The 12,906-nt window shown below is 43.6% G+C and carries 6 protein-coding genes; 4 read left to right on the top strand and 2 right to left on the bottom strand.

Annotated features, from left to right (window positions below; genetic code table 11):
• Positions 1-953: 953 nt before the first annotated feature.
• The 4 genes from QME03_RS01165 (at position 954) to QME03_RS01150 (ending at position 9,771) form a co-directional block, all read left to right on the top strand.
• On the top strand, positions 954-1,115 hold the full coding sequence (locus tag QME03_RS01165) for a single-stranded DNA-binding protein (RefSeq protein WP_281723202.1): 162 nt from the start codon (positions 954-956) through the stop codon (positions 1,113-1,115).
• Positions 1,116-1,182: 67 nt separating this feature from the next.
• On the top strand, positions 1,183-3,252 hold the full coding sequence (locus QME03_RS01160) for a leucine-rich repeat domain-containing protein (RefSeq protein ID WP_281723201.1): 2,070 nt from the start codon (positions 1,183-1,185) through the stop codon (positions 3,250-3,252).
• A gap of 1,205 nt (positions 3,253-4,457) precedes the next feature.
• The gene (locus QME03_RS01155) at positions 4,458-7,844 is read left to right on the top strand and encodes a SusC/RagA family TonB-linked outer membrane protein (protein WP_281723200.1); all 3,387 of its coding nucleotides are present in this window, start codon (positions 4,458-4,460) and stop codon (positions 7,842-7,844) included.
• Positions 7,845-7,857: 13 nt separating this feature from the next.
• The gene (locus QME03_RS01150; RefSeq protein ID WP_281723199.1) at positions 7,858-9,771 is read left to right on the top strand and encodes a SusD/RagB family nutrient-binding outer membrane lipoprotein; all 1,914 of its coding nucleotides are present in this window, start codon (positions 7,858-7,860) and stop codon (positions 9,769-9,771) included.
• Positions 9,772-10,399: 628 nt separating this feature from the next.
• On the opposite strand, the gene QME03_RS01145 is transcribed toward QME03_RS01150, so the two are convergent.
• Entirely contained in the window at positions 10,400-11,818 is a 1,419-nt protein-coding gene (locus tag QME03_RS01145) for a tetratricopeptide repeat protein (protein ID WP_281723198.1), read from the bottom strand.
• A 125-nt stretch (positions 11,819-11,943) separates the two neighbouring features.
• Positions 11,944-12,906, bottom strand: coding sequence for a PstS family phosphate ABC transporter substrate-binding protein (locus QME03_RS01140; protein ID WP_281723197.1), 963 nt, complete (start codon positions 12,904-12,906; stop codon positions 11,944-11,946).

Here is a 12,906-nt window from a genome sequence, read left to right as displayed (position 1 = left end):
ACTTTTGGGCTATTTGCAGCAAAACGCATTGCTAACTCCTACAAAACGCACTGCTAACTCCTACTAAATGCACTGCTAACTCCTACTAAACGCAAGGCTAACTCCTACTAAATACAAGGCTAAATGGTGCAAAACGCAGTGTAAAATGCGGCATTTAGCACATCGTAGAGCAATTTACAACCACTCTAACAACAAGAAAAGCACATCTTTTATGGTGGAAAAGTGGCTTAAAAGTACACTTTTTCTGTCTAAACAACATATTTTGGACGGTGAAAAATCGGGCGTTGGCGAGCAAATAGAAAAGCAAAATGGTGCTAAATGCAGCTAAAACGCCAAAAAACGATGTAAAATTAAAATCAAAAAGGGCAAAAACAGCCCTAAAACCCTGCTTTTGAACCTCTCTTTTCGCTAGAAATAGTTGGCCCAGAAAACACATTTTGTAAAGTTTCATTACCACAATTAACAAAAATAGTTTTGCCCCTACAAAACACATCGCATCGAGTAACCTCCACGCCCACCACCCAACGCCTACACACGGCTCGCTAAGCGCTTGATAATTTACACGCTTTAAACATTAAGTACCCTTCCCAAATAGCCTTTTAAACAAGCCACAACGCCACAAATCCAACAAACAAAATACATCCAGTAAAGCTTGTTATGCTTGATTGAAATCAATAAACATCTCGAATTTGTCGTTTTTTTGACATATATATAAACTATTTTCCATATCTTTGCAGGCAACAAAATTAAACCGTGAACAAATCTAAAAAATTAGAGTATCAGAATAACGAATTTAAGATAAGTTGATTAAATCACACTAGAGACATTTGTTAGAAATATGCCACTATTCTAAGTCTTTTGCACTTAGTGTAGAATTGGATGTAACGTTGAGGGGGATATTACGCCCTTTTCCAAATGTTTCGAGGGTGATTTTATAAAAAATCAAGAACAAAATGAAGAAAGAATACAGCAAACCCTGTGCTCGTGTCACAGAAGTAGAGTTTGAACAAAATCTCTTGGCAGGCAGTCTTCGCAATAGTAGCCATGAGGGTTTTACACAAAGCAACGACCCACTACCCATAATTGAAGATGCCGACGAAGATTCGCCCTTCTAAATTAAATAGTATGCGTGTTTTAGACCAAATAATTACACGTAAAAACTAACTAATAGTAAAATCTAAGATGAAGAAAATTGCCATATATATGATGTGTGCCGGCATGGCTCTTACAACCATATCGTGCGCCAACGACGACGAGACAATAAGCTCGCAAACGGGCGAAAACCTCGTTGCAAAAACGTTTTACATCAGTAATGTGCCCTCCTACACCAACGATTCCACTCTAAAGGCTAACACGTCGGCCACGCGTACCACGCTGAACGCTGACTTGGGCACTGTTACTTGGAATGCGAACGACCAAATTAGCATTGGTTATAAAGGTGCACACAACAAAGCAACCAAGCCTTTTACCACAAACTCTACAGGCACATCGGCTAGATTTGAAGGCATGGCCGACAACTTTGCCAAGCTGTTTTTCATGATGTATCCGTATCAAGAGACCACCAAGATTGAACACAAAAACGACAAATCGGCTCTATACACCTACACCATGCCCAAAAAACAAACGGCAATAGCAGGCACATTCGACCCTAAGGCTAACATCTCGGTGGGCATCATCCCCAAGGAGAAAAAGCCATTTGTGGCCTATAACGTGGGCGGACTACTTAAGTTTAGCTTCCAAGGTGCCAACAATGTGACTCAAGTGAAGATTATTAACAGGGGAGAAGAGCCTATCGCTGGCGAAATAAACAATACCATTAGCTTTAATGCCGATGGCACTATAAGCCAAACGACCCCTGTTTTTGTTAAGGATAAGAGCACAACCATCATTAGTTTTGCTCCTGCTTCGGGATATTTAACCGAAAACACCAACTACTTTGTGGCGCTTCCTGAGGGGAAATTGGCCTCGGGCATCACACTCGCCTTCGTGCTTACAGATGGCAAAGTGGTTCAACGTAAGGTTTCAGACGTTGTAGATATCAAGCGTGCTAAGATTTTCAACCTGGGCAACATCAACCTTAACACAGCCAAAGCTAAACAGCACCTGTTGGTGAACCTTGGACTGATAGACGTTGTAAACACTAAGGTTGCTGGTCTGCAACTTGAAGCTGACGGCACGCTGGACATCTATCGCGAAGACAATCTTGAGAAAATTCTTTCGTATAAGGGTGTGCTAGAAGCCAATAACAACGATAAACTCACATCCCTAGACGAGCTACAATATTATCGCAACGTTACAGGGTTGATGCTTAGGAACAACAAAAACCTTGCTGGAGCGATTGACTTATCTAAATTTCCACAGCTAAATGGCAAAATTGTGATTGAGGGTAGTCCGCTTGTTACTAACGTTAATATTAAAGGCTTGAACATTTTCGAGCTGTCGGCGCATCATCTTAATGGCATGAAAACGGTTACCGTGGGCAACAATCCTAAACTTAAAAGACTTGAAGTAAGGCATAACGATGCGCTTGAAGCCGTGGATGCAAGCAACTTGCCCGAACTAGACGAAATTGTTGCGTACTATAGTCCTAAAATTCAAACCATCAACATCACCAATTCGCCTAAGCTTAAACGGATTAATGCGCATGGCGACGTCAGTCTTGAACGTATCATTGGCTTGGAAAACAGCCCACTGATGGAAGACCTCACATTATCAAGAACAGGTATTAAGCAACTGGATTTGAGCAAAAACACCAAAGTGAACAACATCAACTTGATGAGTTCGAAGATAGAAGAGCTTACTGGTTTGGAAGGTCCTGGCGCAAGTTTGATTACCTTGCAAGTTTCAGCTACAGCGCTAAAAAAACTGGATGTTACAAGCAACACCAACCTTACGACATTGGAATTGGCGGTAACACAAGTAGAGAAGCTAGATGTTTCAAAGAACACCAAACTTATCACTCTACGCGCCCCATTCACTTTGATTAGTGAATTTAACTTGGGCGACATCTCTTCGCTAAAGAAGCTAAACGTAAGCCACGGCAAGCTCACTAGCATAGACATCTCTAAACTTGTAAATCTGGAAGAAGTTTACCTGGGTTCGCAAAGCCCATCAAACGTGTTGCAGAACATCCAAGCCTCGATGACGACTGCTCAATATAGCAAATTCGGAAGCAGATTTAAAGAAAGTGCACTAGACGAAAAGTCAAAATTCGAAGATACCAATGCCTATGTAAAGGCCATTGTTAAATAATACAACCCACATAACAAGAAAGCCCCACGCGCATCAAATTGCCGTGGGGCTTTTTTCGTGGGGAAAGGCTATGCAGTAAATTGCAAGGACGAATATAAACTCCATAGACACTAGCAATAGAAAGATTTAATCAATTACTGCACTCGAATTGACAGCAACAAATATTTTCCTAACGTATATCTACACAACTACAACAAACCTGAAAAGCATTTGTTTTATTAAGTTCAAACATCTGTTTTGCACAAAGAAAAATCCATAACAGATAGAGAAAGGACGGCGAATATTGGATGCGCAGGATAAACTTTGCCCTACTTGCTCATCCATTTCGCCACAAACAAGTAAAGTATTCTGGTTTAATATTTTATCGTTTCTCAAATATTAACAAAATTTTATTGCGTTTTTTATTGTTTAGTATCTTTATTTTCTTTAAATTTGCTGCCAAATATAAACAACCGCTAAGCAATGCTATAAGCAACGCACAAACGGCTAACATCATCAATTAAGCCCACATTATAGGCATAACTAAAAACCACCTTTGACGACGTTATCCATTTCTTAAGGAAATGTTGCTCAACTCTTAAAGTAGTACAACTCGAAGAAAGCTAAATAACGTGAGTACGTTTTTGTAAAGCCCTACAAACAATGCTAAGGACAATGAAGCATTGAACGGCTAAAAAAACACTTTTCAAGAACAGAAAGGAGAGCAATCCCACATAAGCAAATAGCAATGATCCGCCAAAAGAGCTATGCAAAAGAGAAAATTGAAACATGGCAAAATGATTAGCAAAAGCCTTTAACTAAACAACAACTCCTTCCCTCTAAGCCCAAAGGGCTACACAACCATCTGGCAACAATTGCCATAGAAAGCTAACGCAAAGCAATACGCGCTTAGCGATATGCAAACAAAACTAGGGAAAACGCCAAACAAACTACGCCCACACCATTGGGACTGATGTTTGGGCATCCTATGTTATCTACTCAAGAATAAAATTCTATGCCTGGCTACAATATATCGTAACAATGCAAATAAAGAGGCGTTGCACATGCGCTAACACATCACTACAACAAAAAAGTTGTGAAAAACAGGACCAGACACCTATACATGCCAAAGCGCACTGCAAAAGACAACGACCAAACGTTGCAGAAGACAACAAAACATCGCCTAAATGCTAGATATTATACATTAATCTTTAAATATAACTGAAATGAACAACAAGCAGAACAAAGCGAACGCCTTATGGCGGATGTGTATGGTGGCTCTGATATGGATGCTTACCACCACGCTTTATGCGCAAAATGTCACCGTTAGTGGCATCGTGAAAGACCCAACGGGCGAGCCTGTTATCGGTGCTTCGGTAACGGTGAAAGGCGCTAACACGGGTACTGTGACTAACATTGACGGACGTTACACCCTGCAATGCCCAGCAAAGGCAACATTGGTGTTTTCGTATCTAGGATTGAAAACCAAAAATGTAGAAGTTAATGGTAGACAACAAATTAACATTGACCTTGAAGACGACGCCACTGCTCTTAACGAAGTGGTGGTAACGGCATTGGGTATCAAACGACAAACGAAGGCTCTGGGATATGCTGTTACCGAACTGAAGAGTGACGAACTGGAACGAGCTAATACCGTTTCGCCCGTTACAGCCCTGCAAGGTAAGGTTGCAGGTGTGGAAATCAGCCAGTCGGATGGTGGTATGTTTGGTTCTACCAAGATCCAAATTAGAGGTGCTTCAACCCTTAATGCCAATAACCAACCCATCTTTGTGGTTGATGGCGTGATACTTGATAACGCCACTAGCCAATCGGGAGATGCCGACTGGGATAGTAACATCAATGACTATGGTAACCAATTGAAGAACCTTAACCCCGACGACTTTGAAAGTGTAAGCGTACTAAAAGGTGCTGCAGCTACAGCATTGTATGGCTCACGCGGTCTTAATGGCGCTGTGGTGATTACCACCAAGAGCGGAAAGGCGGGCAAAGGAGTAAGCGTAAAAGTGTCGCAAACAGTAGGTATAGAAACGGTTTATCGTTCGCCCGACTTGCAAAATCGCTATATGATTGGTGCATTCCCTGGCGGCGTGGACTATGGCGACGAATACACTGCCACTGGTAACCTATGGAGCGACAACATGTCGTCGTTTGCACGTAACTCTAAAGGCGAATATTCGTTCATCGAACAATATGGAAACTTTGCATGGGGACCAGAAATATCATGGGCCGAAGGAAAAATGTTTGAACAATACGACGGCACAATGGGCCCAGCACAAATGTTCAAAAACAATTATAAAGATGCCTACGACACGGGCGTTAACACCAACACCAACGTGTCGTTGCAAGGCGGAAACGACCGCACTCAATTCTATGCTTCGGCATCTTATAAGCACAACAAGGGTACAACGCCACGAAACACCTTTAACCGCTTCTCGTTCTTGGGAAAGGCTTCACAAAAAGTGGGCGACATCATGACTGTAGACTTCAGCGTGAACTTTACGCAATCACAACCCCGAAACGCACCGCTAAATATTGGCGAATACTTTGCTAACAGCACATTCCCACGCGAATACGACGTAAAGCGCTATCGCAACCTTTATAAAGGAGAACACGGCGGACTTGCTAGCGACAAATACGGCGACCTCTATCGCGCCGTTCCTGGAAAGGGCTTGTGGTGGAGCATCTTCGAAAACGACTACAAACAAACTGAAACGATGTTCCGCCCCGTGCTCAACATCAACGTGCAGGCTCTGCCTTGGCTGCAACTCTCGGCTGGTGGTTCGCTTAACTATTATGCCATCGACGGCGAGCTGAAAGCACCTGGTAGCGGATATGCCAACGAAGGCGGTAGCTATTCGCTCTCGCACACCCAGACGACACAAGAAAACTTGTACCTCGCAGCCAACCTCAACTATCAGATAAACGACAATTGGGAAGTGCACGGATTCTTGCGTGAAGAGTATTTCAACCAATATGCACAATATCACTCGGAAAGCACTAACGGCGGACTAATCGTGCCCAATCAGTTCTTTATCAAAAACTCTAAGCAACAAGCCAACTTCAATTCATATAAGTTTAACACCAAACGCATCGTCTCTACAATATTCATGCTTGGAACAAGCTGGAAAAACCAATTATTCCTCGACGTAACTGGACGTAACGACTGGTCGTCGTCGTTGGTTTACAGCTATGGCACTGGCAATTTCTCTTACTTCTATCCCTCGGTTTCAGGTTCGTGGATTATCACAGAGACCTTTAAAGACCAACTACCCAAGTGGATTAGCTTTGCCAAGGTGCGCGGGTCGTGGGCACAAGTGGGCAACGACACATCTCCCTATTACATCAACTCGGGATATGCCGTGGCTACATACCAACGTGGCGATAAGAAGATTTACGGAATGACAATTCCTGAAAACATGAAGAGCACCGACCTCAAACCCGAACGTAAGAACGCTTGGGAAGTGGGCTTAGACTGGCGCTTCATAGATAACAGAATTGGTTTAGACGTCACCTATTATAAGGAGAACACCAAAAACCAAATTATGACCATCAACGTTCCCTGGGAATCGGGTGTGAAAGAAAAACTCATCAACGCCGGTAACATACAAAACTCGGGTATAGAAATAGCCCTGAACACGACACCTATTAAAAACAAAGACTGGCAATGGGACTTAAATCTAACCTATACCAGCAACCGCAATAAGATTGTGGAACTTAGTCCCGACGTGACGTCTTATATCAACCTGGACGGTGCAGCCAACTATGGAAACTATAGAATAGCTTCTGTTGCCAAAGTTGGAGCAGACTATGGTATGCTGATGTCTGACTCATGGATTAAAACCGATGAGAAGACAGGCAAGCCCGTAGTGGGATACACTGGTAATTTCCGCACAATATATTATAAACGTGGTGGCACGGTTAAAGAAGTTGGTTCAATGTTGCCCGACTTCCTTGGCACGCTAAACACTACCTTGAGATGGAAAAACCTTAGCCTATACGTGCTGCTAGACGCACGATTTGGCGGATACGTGGCTTCGTATAACTCACGCTACGCCACCGCTTACGGATTCTCTGGCGAAACAGAAAAATATCGCAAAGGCATGACTTGGACCAGCCAATACGCTAACTCTAAAGACAAGGTGTTTACTGATGGTTTTATTCCTGATGTTGTTTTCGACCAAGGAACAACTATTACCACGCCCGCTGGAACCAATGAAGATGTTAGCGGAATGACTTATCAAGAGGCTTATGAAAAGGGTTTTGTAGAACCTGCACACCTGCAAAGTGCAGCATACTTCAAGAATAGCTGGAGTAAAGGTGTTATCAACGACGACTGGTTTAAAAAACTAAACTACATTGCACTGCGCGAAGTAACGCTCTCGTACAATGTTCCAACCAACATCTGCAGCTATATCGGTGCCAAGAGTCTTTCCGTTAATCTCACCGGACGAAACTTAGCCTACCTGCTTAACACTGCACCTAACCACGAAAACCCCGAATCGGTACGCGGAACAGGTGCAGCACAATTCCGTATGCGCTCGTTCATGCCATACACGGCCAGCTATCTCTTCACACTTAACGCCACCTTCTAAACGCTTTCTCATCATGAAACAGAATATGATAAAATTCAAAACGCTTGCCCTAGGCCTATGCACCGCATGCGTGGCACTAACAACGGGATGTAGCGAAAACGAATACGCCAAAATAAACACCGACCCATCAACAATAGGTGAAGGCAATCCCATTTTCTTGTTCACACAAGAACAGGTGCAATACCAACCCTTCGACTACTTGCTGTGGTACTATGACGGGGCTTATACCTCAAAATTGGTGCAGGCTTATTCGCCATCTACAAGCTTTAACGACCTGTATAACAAACTGGCCGAACTGGGCGGAGTGGGCTCTCAGCTCATTTACGTTAAACGCTACGAGAACGACATCAAAGCCGCTATCGCTAAAATGCCCGCCGATAAGGCTGCGCAATATTCGCACCTCTCGGCTATGGCCAACGCACTATCAGTGTACATGGGTCTGTTCGACACCGACCTCTTTGGTTCTAGACCTTATTCGGAAACCGCTCAAGCCAAATATGGCGGTACGCTAACACCCAACTATGAGTCGCAAGAGAAACTATTTGAACAATGGTTAACCGAACTGAACGCCGACCTTGCTAAACTAAAGGAGACAAACACACAGATAAGTGTTGGCGACAACGACCTTGCGTATGGTGGAGATGCTAAAAAATGGGTGAAGTTTATCAATGGTATTAAACTGAAAATTGCCGCAAGACTGCTTCATCAAGATAAAGCTAAAGCGCTTAAAATTGCTGAAGAGGTGGGCGCTGACGATGCAAACGTGATGCAAGCCATTACAGACGACTACGTATATAATAAAGGTACGGGCGGTGATGGTGGCAACAACACCTACGGAACGGATAACAGCGTGAACCTAGGCACATGCAGCAAAAACGTAATCGACTTTATGCGACGCAACAAAGACCCACGCATGCTGGTGATGTTTACTAAAAACGACTTCAACTCTGAGGTAATTCAGGCCTTCTTCGATGCACAAGCTAGAGGCGATAACAACTGCGCCATACCTAAGTACATCCTAGACCAGGTGAATTATACCACAGATGGGTCGGGACATAAACATTTCACTAGCTGGAAAGGCGATGGCGAACCTTGGGTGCGCTATCAGGGATTGCCCATCGGTATGACCATTTCAGAAAAAGCTGAATATACTGGGGACAATAACTATTTTGTTACAACAAGATGGAAAGTAACCGATGGAGATAAGTCGAAAACCTACTCGCCATTGTCATACTTTAACGAAGAGCTGGTGCGCGGACGCGTTGACTATACTTTCCCAACTGCACCAAAAGGCAAAGTTGTACAAGACACCGAAGACAACCCATTATATGAAATGACTATTTCAACTGCAGAAATGAACCTCTATCTAGCTGAATTTAAACTGCTAGGCGCTAACTTGCCACATTCGGCAGCCGACTATTTCAAAACTGGCGTTGAGGCTTCTGCAAAGGCTTACAGCCGTTTGGCTACACTAAACAAAATCCCTTATTATGATAAGGCGCATTGCAACGACAAGCTAGACGAACCTGTTACCTATAACGACGCTGCTATTGCAACGATGATGGCTAAAGCTGATTATCAACTAACGGGCAACGTAGCAAGCGACCTGGAGAAGGTGTACATCCAAATGTATCTGCACTTCTTCTATCAGCCACTAGAACAGTTTGTAACTGTACGTCGCTCGGGTGTGCCTAAAGTGGGGAGTTCGCTCATTCCTTGGGTTGCAATGAAACCAAGTACCGAACTGCCACGCCGCTTCTATATCGCTCAACCCGACCCTGCAGACAAAATGCGCGCTATCATTGAGGCTGCTATGACACAACAGGGCTTCACCTTTACCGATGGACAAAAACCCGAATTGCTTAACTCGGAAAGAGTGTGGTACGACAAAGGTGCGCCTAACTTTGGTGAAGGACCTAATTACTAAGATGAGCGTGTGAGTTTATAAGTTGATGAGTTGGCAAGCTTACTAGTAAACAGGTTGATGGGTAGACAAGTTTACGAGTTCGCAAGTTTGTAGCGCAGCCATCTTTTCACCTTTTTGTGAGTTGGCAAGTTGATAAACGCACAAGTAAACGCACGATAGAATTATTTAAAGGAGAGCCACTGCTGCTAGTGGTTCTCCTTTATATATATGGTGGAATAACAAAACAGATCGTCCTTATTGCCCGTTCCGCGCCACTGCATACGCCCCACACGGCTCGCCTTTAAATCGTACCTTAACACGAAACACCAACAAAACACATGTTTTGCAACACGCTTTGCACCACGAACATTGCTTGTTATGCCCTAAATCCGTAACTTTGCCGCATGAGTACAAACCCGAATAACACATACGAAGAATGGCTCACGGCCATAGCCGGTACCGCGAAACATGAGTATATGTCGTATGCCAGAACACTTTTCAGCCTGCAAAATGAGCTATAGTACTACAACGACCGATTTGGGTTTAAATGTCACAAAGGTGTTACAAAAAAGGTGTGCCACAAGACTGTGACACACCCAAAATGTAAACTTCTAAAATTGTATTTATGGAAAATTCCTAGTAATCTGAATTACTTGATACCCAAAGCTTGCTTAGCCGTTTCGTTTTCAGGGTCAATCTCTAACACCTTCTTCCAATATCCGTCGGCCATTGCCTTATCGTTCTTCACCAGATAATAATAACCTAAGTAGCGATAAGCCTCGGTTAGACGTGCATTGTCGGCCTTATCACGATCGGTTTTGTTAGACAACGAATTTACGATCGCCTCGTAGAAAGGCTTAGCAAGCCCCTCTTTCGTATCAGGATCGAGGTTTGAGTTGATACGAGCACGCATAAAATTAGCGAAGTCGAGGTTGGCAGGGAATTTCTCGCCCAAACGCGCATAAACATTATCTGCCTTCTTAAACGAAGCCTTTTGTTGTTCGCCCGTTTGTTTAGCAGCAAGATTCATGTAGATAGTTGCCAATCCAGCCATGTCGCTAGCAGTCGTTTTTGGAGCATGATTGAGGTATTCCTCATAATACGCAGTGGCCTTATCAAAGTCTTCCTTAGCCAAATAGAGGTCGGACAGCGCTTTACGGTTACTGTTAACCAATTCGTCGTTGCCCTTGTTTTCTACCATAGCCTTATTAAACATCTCGATAGCCTTTTCGTATTGCTTGTCGTTCTTCAATGCCGTACCGTAATAAGTGTAGTCGAAACCAGTGAACTTAGAGCTATCAGAAGCATTAAACAGCGCATCTGCATACTTCAGTGCCTCGGCAGTACGCTCCATATCGGTGAGGTTATAGAAAGCCAAACGATTCCAAGCAGCTTTACGTGGGTTGCGAGATAGACCATAGAGAGCCATTTCCAAGCTCTTATCTCTCTTCTGCAACATCCAAGCTTCAGTAGCATAATTGGTAATATCTACATCCTCAAGTTTGCTCTTGTCGGTAACTTTATCATAATACTGCAAACTCTGCTCCATACGGTTGGAGGCATAGAGGATACGCCCAGCCAATGCATCAACAGCCACATCGGGACGTTGAGCACGCAAGTCGTTAAGTTTTGCTACTGCCTCTTCCGGACTACGTCCACGGTAGATATTTGCATATTTAAAGTATCCTTCTGGGTTTTTCGGATCGAAATAGATAGCCTGCTGATACCATCCGGCAGCAGCACCACCATCATCGTTGATCACTTCTATGTCGCCCAAGAGAATATAACCCTGACCGTAGTTCTTATCGGCCTTTATAGCGAGGTTGGCATAATGCTTAGCGTTAGCCGTGTCTTTAGCCTCGAAATAGGCGCGTCCTATACCTGCCAACACCTCTGCGTTCTTTTTATTCTTCTTGAACACCTCCTTAACCTGGTCTTTAGCACCAGCTGGGTTGGCTTTAATTACCTTAGAGATGGCGTCGATGGTTGACTTATTGTCTTGCGCCATGAGTGGCGCGCTGATGCCTACGACCAACGCTCCTAGTAAAAGATATTTAACTGTTTTCATAATCCTACGTTCTTATTAATACTTCTTGTATATATAGCGGGTGTGGCAAAAAGTCTCCTCACTAATCAAGACAAATTAGACTTGTCTTTACCTACTTAGACGAAAGAAAGCCAAAAATGTTTTATCTATTGATTAACATTAACATCCCTTATGGTTATGTTACCTTGTACGGGCAACAATCCAGATTTAAGGATGATAAGCTGTCCTTTAGGCGATGCCATAAACTGCGCAAATCCCCAAGGTAGCCCATGATAGGGGTCGTTGAGCAATGCGTAGATGGTTCGTATCAACGGATAATTGCCGTTGTAAATATAATATTGGTAAGGTTTCCAACTATTGGCTGGAGTGCCTTTATCGTTTCTGCTTACCGACATTACACGAATATTCTTATTAAAGGTGAGATTGGTGCTATCTCTTTTATCATTGAGCCAGTTACTTCCAATGATGCCAATGGCATTAGGAGTTTTCTCAACGTATTCTACCACATCAACCGTTTTGTTCGTTGCTACGACATTGGGGTTGGTGATGGGTTTTCCGCCAAGTATGGAGTCTTCGGCGAAGTGCACAGTACTAGACCGTTTATTGTCGAAAACCACCGTGATGGTTCCCCGTGTTGAGCCGGGGAAGATGTCGCTCCAATTCTTCGCCTCTCCGCGAAGTACACGTGCAATGTCTTTAACAGAGATGCAGGTGTCGACATTGTTCTTGTTCACGATAAGAGCCAATCCATCGTAAGCCAGTTTAATGGTTTGTGGACGGAATTGTCTGTCGTACAGACTTTGGTACTCTTTCTTTTTGAATTCACGACTAGTGATTACGAGGTTAACGCTATCCTTAAGCAAGAGTGTGATACCTTCACCCTCAGTGGTGTAAATAGGGTTAACCGTTGCGTCGGGATAGTTAGCATGAAAGACCTCGCGTTCTTCGTCGATGATTGGACTAAAGCTTTCGTCAGAGGCGAAACTAATCACCCCTGACGAATATGTGTCTGTGCGTCCATTCTTGCGCTTGCTTTCACCACAAGCGACGAGAACAAAACTACACAGTGTTAATCCTACGATAGTGTAAGATATAATGCGTTTTCTCAT

This window comes from Hoylesella shahii, assembly GCF_937990675.1.
GTDB classification, from domain to species: Bacteria; Bacteroidota; Bacteroidia; order Bacteroidales; family Bacteroidaceae; genus Prevotella; species Prevotella shahii.
This window is presented reverse-complemented; position numbering and strand designations above follow the sequence as displayed.